A 26,113-nucleotide genomic window follows, 5' to 3' on the forward strand; every position below is an offset into this window, starting at 1 on the left:
CTCAGTCGTCCTCGCCGTCCTCGATGTCGACGACCAGCACTGGCAACTCGATGCCTTCGACGACGCGCTCGGTGACGCTCCCCATCGAGGCCAGTCGGTCTCGACCGGTCCGGCCGTGTGTCCCCATCGTCACGAGGTCGATCTCCGCCTCCTCGGCGTACTCGATGATCTCGCGGTGTGGGACGCCCTCGCGGCGCTCGGTCACGACCGGCACGTCGACGTCGGCGAGTTCGTCCGTGGCCGCCTCCAGAGCCCGTTCGCCCTCCTGTTCCATCGACGCGGCGATGTCGGCTTTGGCGTCGTCGTCGGCGGCCAGGTACACGCGGCGGTCGACGACGTAGAGCACGTGCAGCGTCGCGTCGTTGTCGGCGGCGATGTGGGCGGCGTGGTCGAGCGTCTCTGTGGTCCCGCGACTTCCATCAGTCGGAACGAGTATTCTGTCGTACATAACGATCCCGTCCGGGAGTTGGAAGGCCGCGTACTTCAAACGGCACCCCGAGCCACCGTGCGATCAGCCGAGACGACACGAAACGTATCTGGCGGCCTGTATGTAGCGATAAGAATAGGTAGACTCGGACGAGACGGTCCCTACTGAGTGCAATGAGCCAGACGATCCATCAGGCGTCCGTGGCGCGACCGCGGGGACGCTACGAGGAGAGCCGATGACGGACGACGAGCCGGTGCGCGTGGAGCTGTACGTTCGGTCGCTCCTGGCGGGACAGGCACGCAGCCAGCAGGACGAGGCGATCGAGCGATTGGCGGCGCTCGAAGACGCCGGTGTGATCGACGAGTCTCAGCTCGTGATCTGGGGTCGGCAGGCCCCGGCATCGCCGGCAGAGGCTCGCACGGACGCCGGCGTGTTCGCGCGCAACCGCGTGACCGTCTTCTCGGAGTGGGCGTCGGCCAACGGCCTCTCGGTCGAAGAGCAGTTCCAGCGTCGGACCGTCGATTCCGCGATCAGCGGAGAAACCTATCGAGCGGTTCGATTCCCCGTCATGACGCTGGCAGAGTACCACGGCAAGGACCTCACGTTCGTCGCGCCCGCGAACGGACCCGAAACGACCTACGCCGTCCAGGACCGTCTCGACACGATCGAGATGGAGTCCCGACCCGCGGACCGGAACGGCGAGTTCCAGCCGATCGAGCAAGCATACGCCGAGCCGCCACACCAGTTGACGCTGACCGATCCGGAGGGAGTGGACGTCCCGGAACCGTAATCGGGCGACGTGAGTCTCGATCGTGCCAGGGGCGCGGCGACGGGGGAACGCGTATCAACGTCCACGCCCTAGTCGGTTCCATGTCTCAAGAAGTCGACGAGGACCTTCCGGAGACGGACGCGGAGTGGCGCGAGGTACTCACCGACGAGGAGTACGAGATCCTGCGCGAGGCGGGGACCGAACCGAAGTTCAGCGGCGAGTTGGTCGACCAGAAAGCGGACGGGAACTACGCCTGTGCCGGCTGCGGCGCAGAACTGTTCGACTCCGAGACCAAGTTCGAGTCCGGATCGGGCTGGCCGAGTTTCTACGACGCGGCGAAGGACAAGATCGAGACGCGAGTGGACACCAGCCACGGCATGCGACGGACCGAAGTCGTCTGTGCGACCTGCGAGGGTCACCTCGGCCACGTGTTCGAGGACGGCCCGGACCCGACTGGCAAGCGGTACTGCATCAACTCCGCCGCGCTCGACTTCGAACCCGAGGACAACTGACCCAGTTGCAATACGTGTCGTAAGGACAATAATTTTACGTCTCGGCAGACAGTAACTAAGCTGTGTTGCCGGCGGACCGGCCAGCGGAACATCCGGGTGAGGGGGTCAGCCCAGGGACGGACGTTCGACAGCGGTTCGAGCGGTTGCTCGCGACGACGCCGTACGGCGGTCCGATAGTCGTCGGAACGGTCGGTGCTGGACTCTTCCTCGCCACGGTGATGAACTTCCTGTGGGAGTTGCGCCTGTTCGGGTTCCAGTGGCCACAGGTCGCGGCGGTCGTCCTCTCGACGTGGCTGTCGGTCATCCTCGTGTACGGTGCCATCTACCTGGCCGGGACCGAGTTCTCGGCCCGACAGCGCTGGGGGGTCGCCGGCGCGACCATCGCGGGGTTGGTGATAGTCTACCTGACGATGTATTTCACCGTCGTCATCCGGACCTCGACGGGCATCTACGTCGGCCGTCCGGTCCTCCAGTTGCTCGCCAGCGCGCACACGGGCGCTATCGCCGGACTGGTCATCGGAACGTTGTTCGTCGAGACCAGACAGGACGCTCGCGAGGCGCGACAGGTCGGCGATCAACTGGAGTTCATGCACAGCATCCTCAGACACGACGTGTTGAACAGCATGACCGTCGTTCGAGCCCGTGGCGAACACCTCGATCGGCAACTCGACGGCGAGTACCAGGAGTCCCTCGACGCGATTCTCAACCAGACCGAGAGCGTCATCGACCTCTCCCAGCGTGCGCGAGCGACCGTCGAGGCGCTGGCCAGCGACGCCGAAATCACGCCGGAACCGGTCGATCTCTCGGCGGTCCTCCGCGAGGAGATCGAGACCGTCCGGAAGAGCTACGACGACCTCTCGGTGTGGGCGAACGTACCCGACGACGTGACCGTCCTCGCCGACGACATGCTCGCGGCGGTGTTCGGGAACCTGCTGGGGAACGCGGTCCACCACAACGACGCGGACCAGCCGGTCGTCCGGGTCTCGGCAGCCGCCGCCAACGATACCGTCCGGGTCAAAGTCGCCGACAACGGCCCCGGCATCCCCGACGAAAAGAAGGTGACGGTGTTCCGTCGGGGCAACAGCACGAGCGGCGGCGGGTTCGGCCTGTTTTTCGTCCGAACGATGGTCGAGCAGTACGGCGGCTCCGTCTACGTCGAGGACAACCGACCCAGGGGAGCCGTCTTCGTCGTGGAGCTTCCGATGGCCGAAATAAACAGTGCCTTCGAAGGCTTCAACGAGTGACGTTCGGTCGGTTGCAGTAAGTTTTCGAGAAGATCAGTCCTTCGTAGGTCAATCAGACAGCGGTGATCTGCATGCACAGGCGGACGGTCGGCGATGGCGAGACGCGCCCGAACGACGGCCGGAGGGGGCGTCGATCGGTCCGCTTCGTGGCACACGTTACCGAGAGTTCCACGGAACTTATCAGTGTATCGCTCGTAGTGAGCGTATGAGTGAAGAATCAGGGCGTCGGAATCTCCGTATGCCCAACAGTGACGAGCTGTTTGCTGTCGTCACCGAACACAACGGTGGCAACCACGTTCGACTGCAGTGCGAAGACGGCAAGAGCCGGATGGGGCGCATTCCGGGTCGGATGAAGTTCCGGACATGGATCAACGAGGACGACGTGGTCATCGCCGAACCCTGGGACTGGGACGACGACAAGGCCAACATCGAGTGGCGCTACGACGGCCGCGACGCCGACCAGCTCCGCGAAGAAGGCCACATCCAGTAACGACCCCGGTCTTCGTCGGGCGCGGATTCTATCGTTTTCAGTTCGGAGCGCCAGCCGCGGAAAAAGAGTTACTCCAGGTGGTGGTAGTCGAGTTCGTAGCCCGCTTCGAGCGCAGCCTGGACCTCGCTGGAAGGAGCGGACACGCCACGGGTGTCGCGCTCCATCCCGGTGTCACCCCGTCGGAACAGGACGTTCCGGTCCCAGTCCGACGACGGCGCTTCGAAGTCGGTTCGGTAGTGCGCGCCGCGTGACTCCTCGCGGGCGAGTGCGCCACGGAGGATTCCCTCGGCCAGCGTCAGCATGAAGGATAGGTCCACGGCGAGTTCGAAGTCCTGGTCGGTCCGGTCGCCCTCGACCCGGAGGTCACCGGTCCGTTCGTGCAGATTCTGGAGCGTCGAGAGTCCGGCTCGCAGGCCGGCTTCGTCGCGGATGATGCCGGCGGACTGGGCCATACACTCCCGGAGATCGGCGATGAGCGTCGCCGGGCGAACCGTCCCGTCGGCGTCACCGAGTTCATTGAGGGCGTGCATGGCTCGTTCGGCGTAGGCGGCCATCCCGTCGGGGAGCGTCGGAGATCGGGGGGCACGGTCAGCGAGGTGCTCGCCGACGACAGTCCCCATCGCGACGGTCTCGGCCAGCGAGTTACCGCCGAGGCGGTTCGCACCGTGGACGCCGGCGGCCGACTCGCCGACGACGTAGAGGCGGTCGACGCGGGTCGCGCCGGTCGTCCAGTCGATGTCGACGCCACCCATCGTGTAGTGGGCGGTCGGTGCGACCTCCATCGGGTCCTCGGTGATGTCGACGCCGAGCGAGGCGAACCGCTCGACCATCGACGGCAGTCGCTCGCGGACGTAGTCGGCGTCCCGGTGACTGACGTCCAGATACACACCCTCGTTCTCGGTGCCCCGGCCCTCGCGAATCTCCTGGGCGATGGCCCGGGCGACCACGTCGCGGGCGTCCAGTTCCATCTGGTCAGGCGAGTATCGTTCCATGAACCGCTCGCCATCAGCGTTGAACAGCCGTCCGCCCTCGCCGCGGACGGCCTCGGTCACGAGCCGGCCCGACCATTCCTCGCCGTAGCGGTCGCCGACCATCCCGGTCGGGTGGAACTGGACGAACTCCAGATCCATCAGGTCGGCACCGGCCTCGTAGGCCAGCGCCGGCCCGTCGGCGGTGTTCTCGTCGTCGCGTGAGGAGTGGCGCTCGTACAGCGCGGAGAACCCGCCGGCGGCCACGACCACGTAGTCGGCGACGAACAGGACGAACTCGCCGTCGGTCAGATCCACCGCGACTGCGCCGTAGACGCGATCGCCGTCCGACAGCAGGTCGGTGATCATCACGTTGTCCCGGTAGGGGATCCCCAGCGACTGGGCTTTCGAGACGAGCGTGTCGAGGATCGCCTCGCCAGTCCGGTCGCCGACGAACGCCGTCCGCCGGAACGACTGGGCACCGAAGTACCGCTGGTTGATCTCGCCGTCGTCCGTGCGGTCGAAGTCGGCCCCCCAGTCGTCGAGTTCGCGCAGTTGGTCGGGCATCGCCTTCGTCACGGTCTCGACCGCGACGGGGTCGTTCAGGAAGTGCCCCTCGTTGAGCGTGTCCGCAGCGTGAATGGTCCAGTCGTCTTCGGGATCGAGGCTCCCCAGTGCGCCGTTGATGCCGCCGGCTGCCCAGGTGGTGTGTGCGTCACCGTGGTCCCGTTTGCCGACGACGAGCGATTCGACGCCGCGATCGGCGAGCTCGATGGCCGTACGTGCACCGGCCGCGCCCGCACCGATGACCAGCACCGGGACCGCCACCGTCTCGTACTCTGAGGGCTGTGCTCTCGCGTCCGCCGTGGGGGAGTCCACGGGGTCCTCGTCGGGGAGTCCGTACTGAGTCATGAGGGGAATTGTCACCGGACCGGCGTTGGGCCCGGATCTGTCCGAATTTAGGCGACGGAATGCGATAAGGGCTTCGCGAGCGTGCGCGCTTAGGCGACGTCAGTATCAGGCATTGACCCGTATCGCGACGAGAACGCACGGAGTGGTCTGCACGGAGAGACGTGTCTCAGCACGTTAGCGTCTGAAAGAACGAAAAATCGCGTTGTGTCGCTCAGCAGCGACTGTACGAAATCTTAGTTGCGAACGACGTTCGTCGCGCGCGGACCCTTGGGGGCGTCCTCGATGTCGAACTCGATGTCGGTCCCCTCGGTGAGGTCCTCGCCGCCAACGTCTTCCATGTGGAAGAATACGTCCTCGTCCTCGTCTTCTGTCTCGATAAACCCGTAACCGCCTGTGTCGTTGAAGAAATCAACCGTACCGTTTGCCATTACGAATAAACAAACGTCGACCCCACGTATTAGTCTTCCGCATTCGTACCCCTATTCTATTTATTTCTATACGAACGTCCTGCATAAACCATAAGCCATAGTCATTCGGCCACACATACTGGATTCTGTCACGAATACTGTTCGATTCAACACATTTCGAGCGAACTTCAGGGGAATCAACAGAACCGGTCGGTGCGGTTTGGGAGATACAGGGGTCCGACGGGGAGGCCGACGATACTTTACGTATCGGCAGTAGTCCTTAGACGTGGATTCTAACGAAGTTCGCCGGCAGTGGGCAGAACGGTCCGGTGAGTATTCACCGGGGTATTACGCCCATTACGGCCCGGACGAGACGAGCGAGGCGATTCTGGACCTCCTCGACCAGTTCGTCGGCCGAGACGCGACGGTTCTGGAACTCGGCTGTAGTTCGGGCAGACACCTCTGGCATCTCTACGACCACGGGTTCGAGACCCTCGCGGGCATCGAGGTCAACGACGACGCGATGGACGTGCTGGCCGAGAACCACCCGGAGCTCGCCGACGAGGGGACGTTCTACATCGACGCCATCGAGAACGTCGTCGGCGAGTTCGACGACGGGCAGTTCGATGCGGTCTACTCCGTGGAGACCCTCCAGCACCTCCACCCGGACGCCGAGTGGGTCTACGAGGAACTGGTCCGGATCACGGACGACCTCCTCGTGACTGTCGAGAACGAGGGCGGAAGCGAGGCGTCCGAATCGAGCGAGGCAGACGTCAACTACGTCAACGACGAGTTCCCGCTGTACTATCGGAACTGGAACCGTATCTTCACCGACCTGGGACTCGACGAGGTGGCCGCCGAGTCCGGCAAGCGGGATACGATCCGTGCTTTCCGCACGGCGGAATCGTAACACGAGGCCTCGGCACTCACCGCTCGGACTCTATCCCCATCTCAATACGTCTCTACAGCGACGCCGAGCGCGTTCTCCGTCTCCTTGTTCAGCATGTGCAGGTCGGAGACGGTCACTGTCGAAATCAGTGATGGCTCCGCAGGCTAATACTTATATATTCGTGTGTACAATGTATGTACTAGTGGTCGTGTTATGGGGAGCACCAGGGTCAACTTCCGGTTGCCGGAGAACCTGATCGAGAAGGCAGACGTCGCCGCCGAAGTCAGCAAAAAGAATCGGACGGAGATCGTCAAAGAAGCGCTCACGGAATACTTCGACGAGATCGAAGACGACGAGAGGTTTCAGGAGGCAGTCGTTGAACTGTACCTCGACGACCAGATCGGATTCGATGTCCTGAAAGGATTCATCGGCAGGCGAGATGCCGAATCCGTCCGGGCCTCGAAAACCATTCTGGACCAAGGCGAAGGCCTGGCCGACGACCTCGCAGGGCTGTAGTGTGAGAGCATGATCGTCGCGGATACGAGCACACTCATTTCGCTAGCCTCTATCGACCTCCTCGACACGTTTCTCACCGAGTTCGATACTCATACGACGGAAACAGTGGTCGAAGAGTTAGCGGAGACTGCGGAGTATGACGATCGGCATGGAAAGGCAGCCGAAGCCGTCCTCCGGAACCTGGATAGGATACCTATTCACCGAGTTGAAGGCAGGTTTGAATCGTCCCGTGTCGACAGGGGCGAGGCCAGCTGCGCGCTGTTGACCCGAGAACTGAACGCGGAGTTCTTGCTCACCGACGACCTGAGAGCACTTCCCGAACTCCAATCACTGGTAGACGCGAAGGTGGCGATCTCACCAATCATCCTCAAAGCCCTCGTGAAAAGAGAAGTCCTGAAGCGAGAGACAGCCCAAGAGAAACTGGACCAACTCGCGGAAAACCGGGACTGGCTCGGCGCACCGATCTACAGAAGAGCCCAGAAACTGTTCGAGTGAACAACCACGTTCTGGTACCAGGAAAGGGGCCTCGGCACTCATAGGGTTCGTCACGGCCGGGTGTCGAAGCCGGCTCGGAACGACCAGTTCGTCATCGGCCAGCGGCGGCTACGTGACGCGACGGCAAGTGGGTTACCCTCCGGAACCGATCGAAACCGGTACCGGCTCGAACCAACACGGGACCGCAGAACGTAGCGAGTGTCGCCGTGGGATCAGTCCGCGATGTCCCAGCGGTCGGTGGTCACGCCGTCGACACCGACGGCACGGAGGGCCGCGATCTCGTCGGCCGTCCGCGCCGCTTTCCAGGCGACGACGTCCAGTCCCTCGTTCTGTGCGGCGGTGACGATGTCGGTCTCCAGACAGAGATCGTAGTGCGGGTGGACGACTTCACAGCCGTGTTCGATGGCGATCTTGAGACTCGTCGACGGGTCCGACTCGAAGAGGTACCCGGTGGCAACGTCCCAGTCGACGGTGTTGACTTCCCGGATCGAGGCCGGACGGAACGAGGAGACGGTCACGCCCACGTCGAAGTCGGCGACAACGTTCCGGACGTCGGCGGCCAGGCCGGCGTCTTTGAGTTCGAGTTGGGCGCGGACGCCGTCCGGGAACGCGTCGAGCACGTCTGAGAGCCGGGGGATCGATTCGCCCGAGTCCAACACTTCGAGGTCTCGTAGTTCCTCCCAGTCCAACTCGCCGATCGGACCGGTTCCATCAGTCAATCTATCGACGGTTTCGTCGTGAAAGACGACCAGTTCCCCGGACCCACACCGCCGGACGTCGACCTCGACCGCGTCGAGGTACTGGGCGGCGCGCTTGACCGCCCTGACGGTGTTTTCCGGACACTGGGCGGCACAGCCCCGATGGCCGATGAGCTCCATTACTGGGAGCCAGGCGTAGGACGGCATTAACGCTATCGCCTCTTCGTGCGTCGACCGCCCAGCGGCGATACGTTCGAATCAGCCGGAGTTGTCGGACGGGAACACAGCACGATCGGCCCTATCCTCGGTTCAAGTCTGGAGGTCGAGTTCGTCAGTGGCCTCTAGGGGGAGCTTACGGCGCGCGGCGAAGAGATCCCGCGGGTAGTTGATCTCGATGTGCTGGTCGGCGGGGATCGGAGCCATTTCGGTCTCGATGGCGGTGTAAAGCCCTGGGTACCACTCGTCGCGGTGTCGGTAGAGGTACCGACGGGCCGCGTCCAGATGCGAACGGTCGATGACGCCGAGGCCGGCGTGGCGATGACCGGTAATCATTCCGTACTCCGCGACGAGTCCCCGGTCATCGGATCGGAGCGCAGTCGAGTGGTTCTGGTACCCGGGAATGTAGGCGACGACGCTCCGATCGGCGGCCGAGGAGTGCTGGTCGACGACGCTCGCGATCGTCGCTTCGGTCACGACGACGTCGCCGTTCAAAACGAGGACGTCGTCGTCGATCCCGGCGAGTCCCCGACGGAGCGATTCGGCGTTCTCGTAGTCGTCCCAGTCCTCCATGACGATGGTTCGCGCATCGGTGATGTCGTCGACGACGTTTTCGTATGCGTACCCGAGCACCACCGTCAGCTCGTCGACGTGTCCGGTGAGACAGCCGTGCTGGCGGTCGTACAGCGTCCGGCCGGCGAGGTCGATGAACGCTTTGGGGACCTCCGACCCGTGGGAGCCGAGTCGGCTCCCCTCGCCAGCGGCGAGGATCACCGCGTGCATGCGATCACCTCCTCGGCCGCGCGTTCGCCTGCGCGACCGTCCATCGGGATGCCGAGTTCCGCGAGCGTGCTCGCGCGTTCCTGTGCGACCGCCTCGGGGTAGCCCTGTTCGTAGAGTTGATCGACGAGATCGAGCGAGAGCGTCTCCGTCTGGAGACCCACTGTGGGGATGTCGAGATCGGCTTCGGTGTCGGTCAGTTGGAGCAGCGGCCGGCCGGTGTGGAGCCACTCGGTGATGATGCCCGAGCAATCGGAGATCAGCAGATCGGCCCACAGCAGGCTCTCGCGGGGCGTGCTCGTGTCGTCGAAGGTGACGTTCGGGAGGCCGGCGATGCGTTCTTTACAGGCCTCGGTCAGTGTCCGCCCCGGCTCCTCGATGCGGTCCATCGGATGGGGGCGGAATCGGAGCTCGTAGTCGGAATCGGCGAACACGTCGAGCACCCGGCTCGCCGTTCGCAGGTAGCTCCCGCCGCCGTAGTTGTGGTTCGTGGGCGCATAGAGAACCCGACGCTCCCGGGGCAGGGTCGTACTGACGAGGGCGTCCGCTTCGGGCACGCCGACGACGCTGACGTTGACGGTCTCGGGAAAGGCCTCGCGGTAGTGGTCGGCCCAGTGCTCGCCCGGGGCAAGCGCCAGGTCGACCACGTCACCAAGGTCGCGCGTCGTCGTCCGCGCCTCGCCGCGACCCAGCGAGGCCCCGTGCCGGACGTGGACGAGCGGATACTCGCGCTGGAAGGCCGGTTGCTCGTCGAGAACCTCCGTGGTGAACCGGTGGTTCTGGACGATCACGTCGGGATCGATGTCGAACACGGCCGCATCGAGGTCCTCGACGGACGCGATCGAGCGTTCGACGACCGGAATCGACTGCGGACAGCCGCTCCCGTCCGGACGCAAGGGCAGAACGGCCGACGAGTCGCCCAGATGTCGGTCGATCGAAACGAAGGTTTTCTGCATGAAGCGCCGGTCGAGTGTATAGAGGATGGTAACCATTCTGACTAAATCGTCTCCGGTGAAACTGGTTGACTGCCGATTCGATCCGGGTCCGCCGCTCTCAAGACGGCAAAGGTAGCATCAATACACCATCCGAATCATTAACTTTACCGGCTTAATTTATTGAAAACAACCGTAGCTACTCGGATCCGACACCACAATCTTCCAGAAAGTAAGGAGCAGGCACTGTCGCCACACCGGTCGGGTCGCCCCGGGCCGGGCGTATAGGGAACACCACGAGACGTATCGGACCGGCGAGTCGGAGTGACCGGTTACACTTTTTCCTTCCAGTATCGACTGGACGTATGCTCTCGGCACTGTCTGGCACGGACCGATACCGGACCGGCTGGTGGCTGTTCACGCTCGCACTCGGCGGGGCCTTCGCGTTCGTGGTGTTCTCGTTCGTCGGGACGTTCGTCTTCGGCGTGTTTCTCTACTACGGACTCCGGCCGCTGCAACGACGGCTCCAGCGCCACGTCCCCGCGGAGGCCGCCGCGACGATCGCCCTGCTCGTCGTGGCGCTTCCGATGCTCGTCCTCGTCGGTTCGCTCGCCGTCGTCGGCATCGGTGAACTGCTCGCCGTCCTCGACGGCGCCCCGATCAGGGAGACGATCAACTCGTACGTCGATCTGTCGGCGGTGTCGGAACCCCTCGACGGCGCCGAGCAGTTGGGAGCCGAGGGCGCGTCGATCCAGAGCGTCGCCGCGGCCAGTCTGGGCGTTCTCGCCTTCCTGACCGACGTTCTGTTGCACCTGTTCATCGCGGTGACCGTCGCGTTCTACCTGTTGCGCGACGACGAGCGCATCAGGGCCTGGTTCGAGGGGAACGTCGCCGGGCAGGGGACGACCGGTCACGCCTACGCGACCGCCGTCGACCGCGATCTGGGCACCATCTACTTCGGCAACGTCCTGCTGGTCGGCGTCGTGGCCGCGATCACGCTCGCCTTCTACCACGCGTTCAATCTCCTCGCGCCGACCGCGCTGACCATCCCGTTCCCGACGGCGCTCGCCTTGCTCACCGGCGTCGCGAGCATGGTCCCGATCGTCGTCGGCAAACTCGTCTACGTGCCGCTGACCGCGTATCTCGGCACAGTCGCGTTCCGGACCGACCCCTCGCTGCTGGCCTTCCCGATCGCCCTCTTCGTGGCCTGTCTGGTCTTCGCCGACCTCGTGCCGATGGGGTTGCTCCTGCCACGCATCGCCGGCCGGAAGACCCACGTGGGACTCGTCCTGTTCGCGTACATCCTCGGACCGATCCTCTTCGGGTGGTACGGCCTGTTCCTCGGCCCCCTGCTGCTGGTGCTGGGCATCCAGACCGTCCGCATCAACCTCACCGAACTGCTCCACGGCCGCCCGCTCACACCGCGTGTGACGGCCGCCGGCTCGATCGGATCGGACCCCGCCGTCGCCACGTCGGACGGGACCCCAGCGGACCACGAGGATGGGGGTGTGGCCGCCACGGACCACGAGGAGACGGACGTCGAGACCGCAGACGGCTCGACCGACGCCGACGATTCACCCGGCACTGACGACGAGTGAGGGGTCTCCGGGACTCCCACCTTTTTTTGTTTGCGGTCTACGGGGTAGTATGGACACCAGTCGTGGGTTCCTCGTCGCGCTCGCACTCGTGTTACTGGCGCTCTCGATCGCCTTCGTGCTCCCGTACCTCCAGTTTTTCCTGCTGGCCGTGTTGCTCGCGTACGTCCTCGGGCCGGTCCAGCGGCGACTGCAGCCCCGGATCGGGGAGCAGGTCGCGGCCGTGCTGCTCGTCCTGGGGACGACAGTCGTCGTGCTGGTACCGCTGTTCGTCGTCGGTCGGGTCGTCGTCTCCGAGGGACTCAGCATCGTTCGCCAGGTCAGGCGGGGAGAGATCACGCTCACGCGGGCCGAAGACCAGATTCGGCAACTCACCGGCGTCGAGGTCGACCTCGGGGGAACGCTCAGGACCGTCGTCCGTGACGGGGGAACGGACGCGTTCGGAGGGCTGCTGGGCGCGTTCGGCGTGGTCACGCATCTGCTCCTCGGATCCGGGATAACGGTGTTTCTCCTCTATTATTTCCTCAAGGACGGCCCGGCGTTCATGGGCTGGCTCCGGCGGACGATCCCGCTTCAGGACCGCGTGCAGGACGAACTGTACGCCGAGATCGACGCGATCATGTGGGCCGTCCTGGCCGGCCACGTCCTCATCGCCGTGATCCAGGGGGGTCTCGCCGGCCTCGGCCTGGCCGTCGTCGGAATCCCCAACGCCCTGTTCTGGACGGCCGTGATGGTCGTTCTCTCGCTGTTGCCCCTCGTCGGCTCGTTCCTGGTCTGGGGGCCGGCCGTGCTCTTCCTGGGCCTGTCCGAACAGCCCGTTCCCGCCCTGTTCCTGCTGGTGTGGGGAACGATCGTCGTCGGCGTCTCCGACGACTACCTGCGACCCATCGTCGTCGACCGGTACGCACAGGTCAGCCCCGCCGTCATCGTCCTCGGCCTCATCGGTGGCATCTCGGTCATCGGCCTCATGGGGATCTTCTTCGGCCCCGTCGTGATCGGCACGCTCCGTGCGACGCTGGACGTGTTCCGCAGGGAATCGCCGCTGCATCCCGGCCGGTAGCGCCGCCCGCCGCCGAACGTCGGCGCGGTCGAGCGCCCCGTCGGTCCCCACCCGGACGCCAACAGCGACAGTCCCAGCGATCGCCGATTAATAACTCGTGCGGTCAGAGATAGTAAAACGAGGTATCTAATCGCCCAACGCTAACAGCGAAGTTAATAACTCGTGAGCGAGTAGGGCCGCTCAATGAGCGGCGAAGACCCGGACGGAGAGAGAGGGGACCCCGGACCGGTGGCTGGTCCAGCGCTCCAGTTACAGGTCCCCGAAATGGACTGTGCTTCGTGTGTCGGGACCGTCGAGAGTGCGCTCCGTGGGGTCGACGGGACCGACGAGATGGAACTCAGTCCAACCACGGGACGGGTGACCGTCGGCTACGACGGTCGTGGCGAGACGCGGCAGGCAGCCGTCAGCGCCGTGGAAGCGGCCGGGTACGGGGTGAGAGGGGTTTCGGTAGACGGTGACGACACGGCGGCGGGACCCGCGACGACGCCACCGGTCTGGCAGACGCAGAGAGCGGTCAAGACCGCCGTCAGCGCCGTCCTGCTGGTGGTCGCGCTGGCGATACGGTTCCTGTTCCCCGGCCTCGACGGCGTGGTCGCCAGTCCGTTCGGCCAGGGGCTGACCGTCGCCGACGGCGTCTTGCTCGCGGCGATCGCCGTCGGCGGCCAGGTGATCCTCCGGAACGGCTACTACTCGGCGAAGAGTTTCAGTCTCGACATCGACTTCCTGATGAGCGTCGCCGTGGTGGGTGCCACGGGCGTCTCGCTGTTCACGAGCGAGCAGTTGTACATCGAGGCCGCCTCGCTCGCCGTGCTGTTCAACGTCGCCGAACTCCTGGAGCGGTACGCCGTCGACCGGGCGCGCAACTCGCTGGGCGAACTGCTCAAACTCTCGCCCGAGACCGCACTGGTTAGACGCGGCGGGGAACTGATCGACGTTCCAGCCGACGCGGTCGCCGTCGGCGAAACCGTCGTGGTCGAACCCGGCGAGAAGGTGCCCCTCGACGGCGAGGTGATCGAGGGCGAAAGCGCGGTCAACGAGGCGCCCATCACCGGCGAGAGCGTGCCGGTAGACAAGACGGTCGGCGACGAGGTGTTCGCCGGGGCCATCAACGAGAACGGCTACCTCGAAATCGAAGTGACGGCGGCCGCGGGCGACAGCACGCTCGCCCGCGTCATCGACCTCGTCGAGAGCGCCCAGGAGCGAAAGACGAAACGCGAGCAGTTCGTCGACCGCTTCGCGGGCTACTACACGCCGGTCGTCGTGACGGCCGCGATCCTCACTGCAGCGGTCCCGCCGCTCGTCTTCGGGCTCCCGGCCATCGAGTGGTTCGTCCGGGGCATCACGTTCCTCGTCATCGCCTGCCCCTGTGCGTTCGTCATCAGCACGCCCGTCACGGTGGTGTCGGGCATCACCAGCGCCGCCCGCAACGGCGTCCTCATCAAGGGCGGCGACCACCTCGAACGGATGGGCGAGATCGACGCCATCGCGCTAGACAAGACGGGGACCCTGACCACGGGCGAACTCCGCGTGACCGACGTAGTGCCCCTCAACGGGAACACCGAAAACGACGTACTTCGGTGTGCCAGCGGGCTGGAAACCCGGAGCGAACACCCCATCGCAGCGGCCATCGTCGGCCACGCCGAGGCCGAGGGCGTCCCGGACGGCGACCGCGAGGTCGACGGCTTCGAGAGCCTCACCGGGCAGGGCGTGCGCGCGGAACTGGGCGGAGCGATCCACTATGCGGGCAAGCCCGACCTGTTCGACGAGTTGGGCTTCGACCTGAGCCACGTCCACTTCACGACGAGCGCGGGCGACCTGCCCGCGGACACGCGAGCGCAGTGCGAACGCGAGGGCTGTCTCGACCTCGTCGAGGAGACGATTCCCCGCCTCCAGGCCGAGGGCAAGACCGTCGTCGTGATCGGGACCGAGGAGGAAATCGAGGGACTCATCGCCGTCGGCGACACGGTCCGTCCGGACGCCAAGCGAGCCGTCGCGGCGTTACAGGAGCGCGGGCTCACTCCCGTGATGCTCACCGGCGACAACGAGGGCACGGCCCGAGCGGTCGCCGACGAAGTGGGCGTCGCGGAGTTCCGGGCCGGACTCCTCCCCGAGCAGAAAGTCGAGGCCGTCGAGGACCTCCAAGACGAATTCGGCACGGTGGCGATGGTCGGCGACGGCATCAACGACGCGCCGGCGCTGGCGACCGCCGACGTGGGCGTGGCGATGGGCGCGGCCGGCTCCGATACGGCCATCGAGACGGCCGACATCGGCCTGCTGGGCGACGACCTCTCGCGGCTCCCCTACCTGGCCGACCTCTCCAGAACCGGCAACGGCGTCATCCGACAGAACATCTGGGGGTCGCTCGGCGTGAAGGCGCTGCTGGCGATTGGCATCCCGTTCGGCCTCGTGGGCGTCATCCACGCCGTCCTCATCGGCGACGTGGGAATGACGACGGCCATCACCGGCAACGCGATGCGACTCGGCCGGCTGAAACCCGAGGACGTACTGGAGTAGCTACTCCCCTTCGAACTCCGGGTCCCGTTCTTCGAGCGCGGCCCCGAACCCTTCCCTGCGGTCGTGCGTGTCCCAGATCTCGACCGCTCGTTCGTGTTCCATGTCCAGTCCCTCGTCCATGGACACGTCGAAGGCGGCGTCGAGACACTCCTTGGCGCGCGTCATGCCGAGCGGGGCCCGCGTCGCCAACTCGTCGGCGAGCGCCTGGGCCTCCTCGTCAACGGTCCCAGGGTCGACCACTTCGTGGACGAGGCCGATGCGTTCGGCCTCCGCGGGGTCGATGAAGTCGCTCCGCATGACGAGGTCCTTCGCACGCGAGAGCCCGATCAGACGGGGAAGCCGCTGGGTCGACCCGCCGCTCGGGAAGATGCCCAGTTTCGTCTCCCGGAGCCCGTATTTCGCGTCCGAGCCGATGACCCGGAAATCCGCCGGGAGTGCGAGCTCGAAGGCCCCGGCGACGGCCGCCTTCTTGATGCCCGCGACGGTCGGGACCGAGACGGCCTCGATCGCGTCGAACAGCTCCCGGAGCTTCGCGTGGAACTCCTCGTGTTCGTCGTGGTCGGCCGAGAACATCATCTCCAGGTTCATCCCGGCACAGAATACCGACCCGTTGCCCAGGAGCGTCATCGCACGCACGTCCTCGCGGTCTTCGACCCGCTCGATGGCCTCGGTCAGGTCTCTGATGACGTCCTGATTTATGGCGTTGCGCTTATCCGGCCGGTTCAGCCACACGTCCGCCCGGTGTCCGTCGAACTCCACGACCGCCGTTCCCGTGCCGATCTCTGGCATGCTAACACAGTAACCGAATCGAGGTAAAAACCCACCGGCAGGCGAGAAACGCGCGTCGAAGCCTTACAATGGAAGGGGGTTTCGGGTCGGGAGTCAGAACCGAACCAGTTCCGACTGGGTTTCGTCCCGACTCTGCGAAGACGGGTTTCCGCGCCGGGCCCCACTCACGAGATACCCGTCGGCGTCGCGGTCGTCGGCCTGGGAGACATCTTGAATCCAGACGGTCGTTCCCGGACTGCTCAGGTCGCGTGCCCACGCACGGGCGAGCGGTTTCGAGCCGAAGCGGCGGATCGTTCCCCGGTCGTTGACCCACTCGCCGACCGCGCGACACCTGCGACGGGCGGACGGTTTGATCTCGACGACGTAGCCGGAGTCGGTCACAGTCGGGCTTTGCGTTCCAGCTACTTCGACCGCTCGGTGGGACACGGGAGCGGGGTTCGCGGGGTATCTTTTCATACCTTCCCGACGTACTGTGTGCCATGAACGAGGCCACCGTCGAGGGTGTCGGCGTCGGAGTCGGCGACGAAGGGTCGGGCGCGCCCGTCGTCGTCCTGAGCGCGCGCGACGAACTCCTGCCGATCTTCATCAGCAACGACCAGGCACAGTCGATGCAACTGGCGCTCGACGGCGAGCCGTTCGACCGGCCGCTGACACACGACCTGTTCGTCCAGATGGTTGCGGAGTTCGGCGGGGCCATCGACCGGGTCCGCATCGACGACCTGGCCGACGGCACCTTCTACGCCAAGATCGACGCGGAGCAGTACCACGGCGGCGAGCGCACGGAACTGGTCTTCGACGGCCGCCCGAGCGACGGCATCGCCCTCGCCTTGCGCGTGGACTGTCCCATCCTCGTCTCCGACGAGGTCCTGGACGACGCCGGCCGCTCCCCCGAGGAGTTCGACGTCGAAGGCGCGGAGTGACTACCGCAGGTTGCCGTGTTGGTCGATCTCGCCGTGGGCGATTCGCGTCGAGGAGATGCGCTCGCCGTCCTCTGCGAGGACGTACGGCGCGACGATCCCGTCGACCGGTTCGAACCCCGCCGCGCGCCGCTGGTCGTTGATCCCTGCGAGTTGTGCGGCCGTCTCCGGCGAGACGACCAGGGCGTCGATATCGGCTTCCTCGGTGACGATCCCGTGCTCGCTCGTCAGTTCGCGGACCTCCCACTCGCGCCCCCACTCGTCGCCCGCCTCCAGGGCGGCCTCGACAGCCGCGACCCGGTCGCCAAAGGCCGGGACCGCTCGGCTTCGTGACGACCGGGCGAACTCGTCGCTGGTGACGCCGATGACGAGACCCCCGTCCCCGTATCGCAGCGCGGTCCGCAGGAGGTTCCGGTGCCCGTCGTGTAACGGCCCGAACGTTCCCGCGACCGCGACGCGCGTTTCGGTCATGGCATAGCCTGGACCGGCCACCTACTTCAAGACTCGACCCAGTACCAGCCCGCTACTGCGGCCGAAGCGACCGCATACTAACGGACGTTCCGCCACAGGTACGAGCGAACCGATGCAGACAGGCATCACACCCCGCGTCGGGACCGAGGTCCGACCGGCGGTCGGCCCGGCGTCGATCGACGGGTGTGCGTGACGAGTCGCCAGCATGGAACCGATCAAGCTCCTCTTCGTCCTGCTGGTCCTGCTGGGGAACACGGTCGGGATAGTCGTCACTGTCCCGCCGGCGGTCGTGCTCGCCGAGGTCGACGACGAGCGGCTCGATACCGTGACACCGGCCGATCTGACGAACGCCTCCGCGGAGTTGTTGACCGCTCTGAGCAACGGAAGGACGGACCAGACGCGAAACGGAACGGACGACGGGGCGGCTGCCGACGACGAGCCCACTGTCGTCGAGGGCGAACCCAAGATATCCGTGTTCGCGCCCAATCGGACGGTCGCACCCGGCGACCAGCGGGAGTTCGTCGTCCAGGTCGTCAACTCGGGCGACCTAGAGGAGACCGGCCCGAACGCTGATCCGGCGGACGAGGACCGCGTCACGACCGCTCGGAACGTCCAGGTGACGCTCGACGACGACAGTTCACCCGTGGAGGTCCGCAGTGGCACGGTCGGGCTGGGCGACCTCCCCAGCGGGCAGTCGGCGGAGGCGGGCTTCGCCATCGTCGTGCCGGCGGACGCCGACGCCGATAGCTACGACCTGCCGGTCGAAATCGAGTACGAGTACGTCCCCGAATCCGGCGACGAGGCCGTCGACCGGGAGTCAGAGACGGTCACCGAGGACGTGGAACTGGTCGTGACCGAGAACGCCCGGTTCGAGGTCGAGTCCGTCGACGCCGACGTCCAGGTCGGCGAGACAGACGACGTCGAGGTCGACATCGAAAACGTCGGCGAGGAAGACCTCACCGACGCGACAGTGCGACTGACCTCACGGAACCGGAACCTGCGCGTCGACGGCTCGAACAGCACGGATCGATACGTCGGCGACTGGGACGCCGGCGAGGACGAAGAGATCGAGTTCCAGGCGACGGCGACCAACGAGTCGGTCCCGCAGGACTACGCCGTCGAGGCGGTCGTCAGCTACACGGACGAGGACGGGACCCAGCGGCAGTCCCGGACGCTCGCGTTCGCGGTGACCCCCGACGACGAGCAGACCTTCGAACTCGACGACGTGGAGGGGCCGCTCCGGGTCGGCGAGGACGCGACCGTCACCGGCGAACTCGAAAACGACGGCCCGGAACCGGCGACCGACGCCGTCCTGCGGATTCGGTCGGGCGATGCGGACGTCGTGCCGCTGCGAGAGGAGTTCGTCCTCGGTGACCTCGACGACGGCGACGACGAGGGATTCGAGTTTCCCGTGCGCGTGCGAGAGGACGCCGAACCGGGGGCGCGACAGTTCGAGTTCGTCGTCCAGTACCGTGACGAGAACGGCGACGTACGGGCGAGCGAGTCGCTCCCGGCCGTGGTCGAGGTCGATGCGGAAGAGACGGACTTCGAACTCGTCACAGTGACCCAGACGCTCCAGGTCGGCGCGGACGGGACCCTCGCCCTCACGCTCGGCAACGACCGCGACGAGGATCTGACTGACGCCCGGGTGTCGATCCAGTCGCCGAACGCGGCCCTGACCGTCGGCGGCGGGGAGAACGCCTCCCGCTTCGTCGGCGAGTGGCCCGACGGCGAGAACCGGACGGTGCGGGTACCGGCCGAACTGGACGCTGACGCGACCGCGGACAGCTATCCGCTGGTCGCCACCGTGGGGTACACCGAGGAGGACGACGACACGAACCGCTCGGACCCGATCCGGTTCGGCGTCACGCCGGCCGGCGAGCAGCGATTCCGCGTCGAGAACGTGACCGGGACTCTCAGCGTCGGCGAGGAGGGACTGGTCACAGGACAGTTGACGAACGCCGGTCCCCGGAACGTCACCGACGCCGTCCTGGTGCTGGCCAACGGTTCGCGAAACGTCGACCCCCGGGAAAACGAGTTCGCCGTCGGTCGGCTGGCCAGCGGCGCGTCGACCCGGTTCGCCTTCCCCGTCGACATCCGTGAGACGGCCGAGGCCGGGCCACGACAGCTCACCGTCCGCGTCGAGTGGCGCGACGCCGACGGGGACCGCCGCGAGAGCGACTCGCTCCCGGCGAACGTGCGAGTCGGGCCCGAGACCGACGCGTTCGCCGTCCGGGCGGCGAGCGCCACCGTCGCGGCCGGGTCGACCGAGACCGTCACGCTGGTCGTCAGAAACACCCGGAACGAGACGCTGCGAAACATCAATGCGAAGCTCTTCGCGACCGAGCCGTTGACCGCCGAGGACGACGGGGCCTTCGTCGACAGCCTCGAACCGAACGAGACGGTCCGTCTGCGGTTCGACGTGAGCGCGAGCGGCGGCGCGAACGCGAAGCGCTTCCCGCTCAAGGTGGACTTCCAGTACGACGAACCGGACGGCGAAACCAAGCTCTCCGACACCTACCAGGTCGGCGTGCGCGTGACCGAGTCCGAAGGCGGCCCATTCAGCGGGATGCTGTCGGTCTCCGCCGCGCTGGTCGGCGTCTTCCTCCCGGTAGTCGGCGGCTACCTCTGGCACCGCCGCCAGCAGTGACATGGACGTCGGTAGTAGCACGCTGGACCGGGTCGGCCGCTGGGTCGTCGAGCGCGCCGGCACCGTCGTCGCGGCCTTCCTCGTCGCGACCGTGGTGTTCGGCCTCGGCCTCGGGGCCGTCACGACCGAAGCCGGCACAAGCCAGTTCACGGAGGCGACGCCCGCACAGCAGGCCTTCGAGTCCGTCAGCGAGACCTTCGAGCCGACCTTCGGGCCGACCAACGAGTCGACGCAACTCATCCAGCGCGACCGGAACGTCCTCGCGAAGTCCGAACTCGTGGCGATGCTCCGGGCCATCGACAGACTCGAAGGCGAGGCGTCGCTCCGCGTCGCCTCGACCGAGAGCGTCGCCGAAACCGTCGCCCGGACCATCGACCCCACCGCGACGACGACCGACGAGCAGCTCATTGTGCTGGAGAACGCGACGGACACCGAGATCGAGGCGGCTGTCCGGCGGGCGGCGGCCCGGGACCCGACGGTCCGGACGCGGCTGAGCGAGGACTTCAACCGGGAGTCAGCGACTGCGTCGGCGACCATCGCGGTGGTGACCCACGAACTGCCGACGCGGACCGACGCGACGTCCGGTGCCAGTGGGAACGACCCGCTCGAACCCATTCAGGTGCGAGCCCAAAGCATCGTGGCACCCGTCGACGCGGACGTGCAGGTGTTCGGCTCGGGCCTCGTCGCCGCGGAGTTCGCGACCGTCGTCGGCGACTCCCTGCTGCTGGTGGTGCCTGCCGCCCTGGTGCTCATCCTGCTCTTTCTGATCGTCGCCTTCCGTGACCCGTTCGACCTGCTGCTGGCGGTGCTCTCGCTCGCGCTGACGCTCGTCTGGACGTTCGGGTTCATGGGCCTGGCCGGCATCCCGTTCACGCAGATGCTCATCGCGGTGCCGCCGCTGGTCCTGGCGGTCGGCATCGACTTCGGCATCCACACGATCAACCGATACCGCGAGGAGCGCGTCACCGGGATGGCCATCGGTCGCGCGCTCGAACGAACATTCGAGCAGTTGCTCGTTGCCTTCGCCATCGTCACCGGCACCACGGTCGTCGGGTTCGGGGCGAACCTGTCGAGTGCGCTCGCCCCCATCCGGGATTTCGGCCTGGTCGCCGCCGTCAGCATCGTCTTCACGTTCCTGATTTTCGGCCTGTTCCTCCCCGCGCTAAAGGTCATGACCGACCGGTTCCGGGAGCGCCGGTCGCTCCCGCAGTTCGGGTCCGAACCGCTCGGCCGGGAGGGGTCCCGACTCGCCGGTCTGCTCACCGCCGGCGTGACCATCGCACGGCGTCAGCCGGTGGCGTTCCTGCTGATCGTGGCGGTCGTCTCCGGCGGTGCGAGCGCCTACGCGACCGGCGTCGACACCTCCTTTTCCGACGAGGACTTCCTGCCGCCGGCCCAGACGCCCGAGATTTACGATACCTTCCCGGAACCGTTCCGGCCCTCGACGTACACCGTCACGCGGACCATCGATTTCCTGGAGGAAAACTTCGAGGCCGCCGCCGAGGACAGGGTGACCATCTACGTGGAAGGGCCGCTGGAGGAGGACTTCGCACTCGAATCCTTCCAGCGGGCACGGAGCGACCCCCCGGACACGTTCGTCGCCGACAACCGAACCGCTCGGACCGAGAGCATCGTGACCGTCATCGAGGGCCAGGCCGAGCGCTCCGATTCCTTCGCCGCCCTCGTGGCCCGAAACGACCTCGACGGGGACGGCATCCCGGAGCGTGACCTGGGAACCGTATACGACAGGCTGCTCACCTCGCCGGCCCGCGATCAGGCGCTGCGATACATCTCCGAGGACCGTCGCAGCGCACGCGTCGTCTACACGACCGAAAGCGACGCATCACAGTCGGCGGTCACCGCAGACGCCCGGCGGGTCGCCGACCGCTACCGGTTCGAGGCGACGGCCACCGGCGAGACCGTCGTCTTCCAGTCCGTCTCGGAGGTCATCTTCCGGTCGGCAATCCGGAGCCTGGTGGTGGCGCTCGTGTTGACCGCGCTCTTTTTGCTCACGGTATACAAGCTCCTGGTCGACTACGCGACGCTCGGGCTGGTCAACCTCGTCCCCATTCTCGTCACCGTCACGTTCATCGCCGGGTCGATGCGAGCACTCGGCGTCCCCTTCAACGCCCTGACGGCGACGATCCTCTCGATTACCATCGGGCTCGGCATCGACTACTCGGCACACGTCGTCCACCGGTTCGCCGACGAGTTCGACCCGGATGCGTCCGCGGACGTGTTCCCGGCCATCGAACGGACAGTCAGGGGGACTGGCGGCGCGCTGACCGGCAGCATGCTCACGACGACCAGCGGAATCGGCGTGCTGGTGCTGGCCTTCACCCCGATTCTCGGTCAGTTCGGGCTTATTACCGCCCTCAGCGTGTTCTACTCGTATCTGGCTGCCGTCGTCGTCACGCCCTCCGTGGTCGTCGTCTGGCATCGACTGGTCGTGACGGAGTAACTCCCACGGGAGCCGACATTCGCAGGCGCGTTGGTCAAGTGTCTCGGTACCATTAGACATGGTATGTGCGCAGTGGTTCGGACAGGGCACGGACGGCCACTCACGTCGATCGGTCGCGTCGGCTGAGATGGATCCGCTCGACCGCTTCGAACGGTTACGGGGCTGGTTCCCGATTCCAACGAGGCAACAGGGGTTCGCCCCGATCCGGTGGCTCCTCCTGGAGGGGAACCGATACGCCGTCACGTTGGCCCTGCTCTCGATCACGTTCGGGAACATCCTCCTTGTCGGGTCGATCTGGACGCTGGAAATGCAGCAGCTCCTGACCGAGACCGAAACCGTCCAGACGCTGCTGAACACGCTCCTGAGCGGCATCATCCTGCTCGTCTCGATCGTCGTCTCGATCAACTCCATCGTCCTCTCGTACGACATCACCCACGTCGGCGAACAGGAGGAGCGCATCGAGAGTGCGCTGACGTTCCGGCGTGACGTCGGGCAGATGGCTGACATCGAGGGAGCGCCGACGAACCCGAGTGCGTTCCTGACCGTGATGGCCGAGGTCATCAGGCAGCGCGCTCGCGATCTCGAAGAAGTCGCGGAGGGAGCCGACGCGGAGTTCGCCAAGGAGATCCAAGACAAGGTCGAGGCGACAGCGACGACGGCCGAGCACCTGGAGGAATCACTGGAGAAAGTCGGCGGTGCCGAGTTCGGCGTCCTCTGGCTGGGACTGGAGATGGATTACGACACGCTGCTGGACCGCTCGCGGCTGATCGCGACGACGGACAGTGCCAGCCTCTCCGAGAACGTCGACGAGCAGTTCGAGCAACTCCGGCAGGCCTTCGAGCTGTTCGCGACCGGGCGCGAGTACTTCAAGACGCTGTACTACAGCCGGGAGATCTCCCAGCTGTCCCGAACGCTGCTGTTCATCTCCCTGCCGGCCATCCTCGTCACCGCGACGACGATCCTCACCATCAGCGCACGGCTCCTGCCCGAGGTCTGGATGCTCGGCCTCCCGCCGCTTCTGACCTTCGTGGCCGCAACCTTCACCATCTCGCTGGCCCCGTTCATCGTTCTCACGGCGTACATGCTCCGGATCGCGACCGTCGCCCACCGGACCGCCGCCGCCGGCCCGTTCACCATCCGGTCCTGACGCCGACTCGCCACAACAGCGGCGGGACCCTCACCTCAAATCGAGCGGCTGATAGAAAGACGGGCTTACGCTGGAGTTCTGGAACAGATATCCGCCGACAGTAGATTGCGATCGCCTTTGGGGGAGCGCCCGGCCAGTGGCAAGCGACCCCGAGTGACGGGGATCGACGTCCACGGAACGGTAATCACGTAGTACCCGACACTGGCTGGTGCTTATTCGTTGAACCGTCGTCCGCGTTTAACAGTCCGTAGCACCACTAGTTCGGTGCGGTGGAGGCAACTTATGACAGAGGACAACGACCTGTTAGAGTCATTCATGGACGGATCGACGCGTCGGTCGGTACTGAAGACCGGAACGCTCGCCACGGCAGGGCTTGCACTGGGCACCGGGACGGCCACAGCACAGGAAGACGACGGTGACGGCGGCGGACTGGGCGAGGAGTACGACAAGGCGTTGATGTTCGCCGACCAGTTCAATCCCAACTCCAAGTTCGTCATTTCGTCGCCCGTGCTCCAGTGGAACCCCAACGTTCAGGAGGTCCGCGAGGCGGCCTGGTCGGAGTACAACACCCGGATGATCCGGTATCTCAACACGGGCCAGCGCGCGACCTTCTTCCAGGCCGAGGCCGCCGAGGTCCCCGAGTTCGACCAGGAGGCGGGGTACGTCGTCGACGCCGAAGGGGACACGAGCGAACAGGGAACCCCTCAGCCCGAGGTGTTTGATATGCACCAGGAGTGGGCACCGTTCGGCGCGTCCCGACTGGTAACGGTGAACTTCACGCCCGTCGGTGAGGACGAGGAAGACGCCCTCCTCGAACAGGAGGACTGGTGGACCCAGGATGGCGGCGGGCAGACGCCGACCGGGCAGACGCCGCAGTAACGGGCTCTCAGCCATCGTCGGGTCGACCGCATCACATTCTTTGGTGCCCGCTGCGGGCCGGAGAGTCGCGGTTCCGGTCGCTGGTATCATTCCGCAACGTTGCTGGTCCGCAGTCGGTCACTACCGCTTAGTGACTGGCGACCCTACTTCGTGCGTCTCCGATGACACGCATCATCGCGGAGCGCTCAGTGAACACCGCGCTGTCGTGGCTCCAGGTCGTCGTCCTCGGACTGGTAACCCTCGGGACGGCCGTCGTCGGGTCACCGCTCTGGACCGGCTTCACGCTCGTCAGTCTGGGGATCGTGCTCGCTCCCGCGATCGTGACACGGGACGCGTCGGTGATGCCGGCCTGGACCGTCGTCGCACTGCTGACCGTCCCGCTGGTCCTCCGGGCCCTTGGCCCCTTTCGGCCGGTGTTCGTCTACGTCGTCCTGGCGGCGCTGGCGCTCATCGTCGCCGTCGAGATCGACGCCTACTCCTCGGCGGCGTTTACCCCCTGGTTCGCCGTCGTCTTCGTCGTCTTCACCACGATGGCCGTCGCCGGCCTCTGGGGCGTCGCACAGTTCGCCTCGGACGCCTCCCTCGGCACCGAGTACCTCACGACGGGCGACGCGCTGATGTGGGACCTCGTCGTGGCGACGGCCGTCGGACTCGGTGCCGGCCTGGTTTTCGCCGGGACCGTGCTGGACCGGACGAACGACGAGTCCGAGACCGCAGCTACCGGGTGATCTCGCGTGTTCGAGTCCCTCCGGACCGACAGTTCGCCCGTCCGGTGGTTCACACACGGCGTGCAGGCTCTGCTCGTCGGACTTGTCGCGTACTCGCTCGTCTCCTTTCAGTTCGGCGAACTCGTCAACATGGGGATTCCGCTGGCGCTCGCGTTCGTCCCCACCGGGCTGCGACTCGCCGGCTATCGGGTCAATCCGGTCGTCGGTCTCTGGATCGTCAGCGCCGCCCTGTTACACGTTCTGGGGAGTTTCGGACTCTACACGATGCTCCCCTGGTTCGACCAGCTCGCACACGCAGTGTCGGCGTCGCTGGTGGCCGGCGTCGGCTTCGCCGCCATCCAGTCGATCGACCGGTACCATCCGGTCATCGAGATCCCGCCCCGACTCCGCTTCGTCTTCCTGTTCGTGTTCGCCACCGCCTTCGGCGTCCTCTGGGAGCTCTCGGAGTTCGCTATCGGCCTCCTCGCGAGCGTGCTCGGCGGCGAACCACTCCTCGCACAGTACGGACTCAGTGACGTGGTGTTGGACCTGCTGTTCAACTCGGTGGGTGCGCTCGTCGTTGCCGCACTCGGCACGGAGTACTTCGAGAACCTGACCCGGGTCTTCGGCCGGGAGTTCGACTTCGGAGCGGACGACCAGTAACCGGG

Annotated in this window: 26 protein-coding genes; 17 read left to right on the forward strand and 9 right to left on the reverse strand. The window is 65.8% G+C overall.

What is annotated here, in order from left to right:
• Position 1: 1 nt before the first annotated feature.
• On the reverse strand, positions 2-448 hold the full coding sequence (locus tag E2481_RS06385) for a universal stress protein (RefSeq protein WP_136716293.1): 447 nt from the start codon (positions 446-448) through the stop codon (positions 2-4).
• 214 nt (positions 449-662) lie between these two features.
• Between E2481_RS06385 and E2481_RS06390 the strand changes: the two genes are divergently transcribed.
• From E2481_RS06390 to E2481_RS06405, 4 genes are all read left to right on the forward strand, one after another.
• Positions 663-1,217: an HTH domain-containing protein gene (locus E2481_RS06390; RefSeq protein WP_136716294.1), complete on the forward strand. Its 555-nt coding sequence runs from the start codon at positions 663-665 to the stop codon at positions 1,215-1,217.
• Between the two features lie 80 nt (positions 1,218-1,297).
• Positions 1,298-1,708 carry a peptide-methionine (R)-S-oxide reductase MsrB gene (gene msrB, locus E2481_RS06395; protein ID WP_136716295.1) on the forward strand — a complete coding sequence of 137 codons (411 nt, stop codon included), beginning with the start codon at positions 1,298-1,300 and terminating at the stop codon, positions 1,706-1,708.
• 62 nt (positions 1,709-1,770) lie between these two features.
• The gene (locus E2481_RS06400) at positions 1,771-2,952 is read left to right on the forward strand and encodes a sensor histidine kinase (RefSeq protein ID WP_136716296.1); all 1,182 of its coding nucleotides are present in this window, start codon (positions 1,771-1,773) and stop codon (positions 2,950-2,952) included.
• Positions 2,953-3,157: 205 nt separating this feature from the next.
• Positions 3,158-3,442, forward strand: a complete 285-nt coding sequence (locus E2481_RS06405) for a translation initiation factor eIF-1A (RefSeq protein WP_136716297.1) — start codon at positions 3,158-3,160, stop codon at positions 3,440-3,442.
• Between the two features lie 68 nt (positions 3,443-3,510).
• Here E2481_RS06405 and E2481_RS06410 read toward each other — a convergent pair whose 3' ends face one another.
• Positions 3,511-5,322, reverse strand: coding sequence for an L-aspartate oxidase (locus tag E2481_RS06410; protein ID WP_136716298.1), 1,812 nt, complete (start codon positions 5,320-5,322; stop codon positions 3,511-3,513).
• 233 nt (positions 5,323-5,555) lie between these two features.
• Positions 5,556-5,750, reverse strand: coding sequence for a cold-shock protein (locus E2481_RS06415; RefSeq protein ID WP_136716299.1), 195 nt, complete (start codon positions 5,748-5,750; stop codon positions 5,556-5,558).
• Positions 5,751-6,015: 265 nt separating this feature from the next.
• Between E2481_RS06415 and E2481_RS06420 the strand changes: the two genes are divergently transcribed.
• The 3 genes from E2481_RS06420 (at position 6,016) to E2481_RS06430 (ending at position 7,629) form a co-directional block, all read left to right on the forward strand.
• Positions 6,016-6,639, forward strand: a complete 624-nt coding sequence (locus E2481_RS06420; protein ID WP_136716300.1) for a class I SAM-dependent methyltransferase — start codon at positions 6,016-6,018, stop codon at positions 6,637-6,639.
• Positions 6,640-6,831: 192 nt separating this feature from the next.
• Positions 6,832-7,134 carry a ribbon-helix-helix domain-containing protein gene (locus tag E2481_RS06425; RefSeq protein ID WP_136716301.1) on the forward strand — a complete coding sequence of 101 codons (303 nt, stop codon included), beginning with the start codon at positions 6,832-6,834 and terminating at the stop codon, positions 7,132-7,134.
• Between the two features lie 9 nt (positions 7,135-7,143).
• Positions 7,144-7,629, forward strand: a complete 486-nt coding sequence (locus E2481_RS06430) for a hypothetical protein (RefSeq protein ID WP_136716302.1) — start codon at positions 7,144-7,146, stop codon at positions 7,627-7,629.
• Positions 7,630-7,841: 212 nt separating this feature from the next.
• On the opposite strand, the gene E2481_RS06435 is transcribed toward E2481_RS06430, so the two are convergent.
• From E2481_RS06435 to E2481_RS06445, 3 genes are all read right to left on the reverse strand, one after another.
• Positions 7,842-8,507, reverse strand: coding sequence for a glycerophosphodiester phosphodiesterase (locus tag E2481_RS06435; RefSeq protein ID WP_136716303.1), 666 nt, complete (start codon positions 8,505-8,507; stop codon positions 7,842-7,844).
• 129 nt (positions 8,508-8,636) lie between these two features.
• Positions 8,637-9,326, reverse strand: coding sequence for an NTP transferase domain-containing protein (locus E2481_RS06440; protein WP_136716304.1), 690 nt, complete (start codon positions 9,324-9,326; stop codon positions 8,637-8,639).
• Entirely contained in the window at positions 9,314-10,315 is a 1,002-nt protein-coding gene (locus E2481_RS06445) for a CDP-glycerol glycerophosphotransferase family protein (RefSeq protein WP_136716305.1), read from the reverse strand. The genes E2481_RS06440 and E2481_RS06445 overlap by 13 nt, the downstream gene beginning before the upstream one ends.
• 305 nt (positions 10,316-10,620) lie before the next feature.
• Between E2481_RS06445 and E2481_RS06450 the strand changes: the two genes are divergently transcribed.
• The 3 genes from E2481_RS06450 (at position 10,621) to E2481_RS06460 (ending at position 15,424) form a co-directional block, all read left to right on the forward strand.
• Positions 10,621-11,853 carry an AI-2E family transporter gene (locus E2481_RS06450; protein ID WP_136716306.1) on the forward strand — a complete coding sequence of 411 codons (1,233 nt, stop codon included), beginning with the start codon at positions 10,621-10,623 and terminating at the stop codon, positions 11,851-11,853.
• Positions 11,854-11,902: 49 nt separating this feature from the next.
• Entirely contained in the window at positions 11,903-12,910 is a 1,008-nt protein-coding gene (locus E2481_RS06455) for an AI-2E family transporter (protein WP_136716307.1), read from the forward strand.
• Positions 12,911-13,093: 183 nt separating this feature from the next.
• Entirely contained in the window at positions 13,094-15,424 is a 2,331-nt protein-coding gene (locus E2481_RS06460; protein WP_136716308.1) for a heavy metal translocating P-type ATPase, read from the forward strand.
• On the opposite strand, the gene E2481_RS06465 is transcribed toward E2481_RS06460, so the two are convergent.
• Positions 15,425-16,213, reverse strand: a complete 789-nt coding sequence (locus E2481_RS06465) for an enoyl-CoA hydratase/isomerase family protein (RefSeq protein WP_136716309.1) — start codon at positions 16,211-16,213, stop codon at positions 15,425-15,427. It lies immediately after the preceding gene.
• A 93-nt stretch (positions 16,214-16,306) separates the two neighbouring features.
• Positions 16,307-16,594, reverse strand: a complete 288-nt coding sequence (locus E2481_RS06470) for a hypothetical protein (RefSeq protein WP_136716310.1) — start codon at positions 16,592-16,594, stop codon at positions 16,307-16,309.
• Positions 16,595-16,692: 98 nt separating this feature from the next.
• Here E2481_RS06470 and E2481_RS06475 point away from each other — a divergent pair, with 98 nt between their 5' ends.
• Positions 16,693-17,133, forward strand: a complete 441-nt coding sequence (locus tag E2481_RS06475; protein ID WP_136716311.1) for a bifunctional nuclease family protein — start codon at positions 16,693-16,695, stop codon at positions 17,131-17,133.
• On the opposite strand, the gene E2481_RS06480 is transcribed toward E2481_RS06475, so the two are convergent.
• Positions 17,134-17,601 (reverse strand): phosphopantetheine adenylyltransferase, encoded by a 468-nt coding sequence (locus E2481_RS06480; protein ID WP_136716312.1) that lies wholly within the window; start codon positions 17,599-17,601, stop codon positions 17,134-17,136.
• A 205-nt stretch (positions 17,602-17,806) separates the two neighbouring features.
• Here E2481_RS06480 and E2481_RS06485 point away from each other — a divergent pair, with 205 nt between their 5' ends.
• From E2481_RS06485 to E2481_RS06510, 6 genes are all read left to right on the forward strand, one after another.
• Positions 17,807-20,251 (forward strand): COG1361 S-layer family protein, encoded by a 2,445-nt coding sequence (locus E2481_RS06485; RefSeq protein ID WP_136716313.1) that lies wholly within the window; start codon positions 17,807-17,809, stop codon positions 20,249-20,251.
• Position 20,252: 1 nt separating this feature from the next.
• Positions 20,253-22,712 carry an efflux RND transporter permease subunit gene (locus E2481_RS06490; RefSeq protein WP_136716314.1) on the forward strand — a complete coding sequence of 820 codons (2,460 nt, stop codon included), beginning with the start codon at positions 20,253-20,255 and terminating at the stop codon, positions 22,710-22,712.
• Between the two features lie 127 nt (positions 22,713-22,839).
• Positions 22,840-23,859, forward strand: coding sequence for a hypothetical protein (locus E2481_RS06495; RefSeq protein WP_136716315.1), 1,020 nt, complete (start codon positions 22,840-22,842; stop codon positions 23,857-23,859).
• 282 nt (positions 23,860-24,141) lie between these two features.
• A complete protein-coding gene (locus E2481_RS06500; protein ID WP_136716316.1) occupies positions 24,142-24,738 on the forward strand; it encodes a hypothetical protein in 597 nt (198 codons plus the stop codon).
• A gap of 161 nt (positions 24,739-24,899) precedes the next feature.
• Entirely contained in the window at positions 24,900-25,466 is a 567-nt protein-coding gene (locus tag E2481_RS06505) for a hypothetical protein (protein ID WP_136716317.1), read from the forward strand.
• 6 nt (positions 25,467-25,472) lie between these two features.
• Complete coding sequence (locus tag E2481_RS06510; RefSeq protein WP_136716318.1) at positions 25,473-26,108, forward strand: hypothetical protein; 636 nt, start codon at positions 25,473-25,475, stop codon at positions 26,106-26,108.
• Positions 26,109-26,113: the final 5 nt, after the last annotated feature.

The organism is Halorientalis salina, from assembly GCF_005049285.1.
GTDB lineage: Archaea > Halobacteriota > Halobacteria > Halobacteriales > Haloarculaceae > Halorientalis > Halorientalis salina.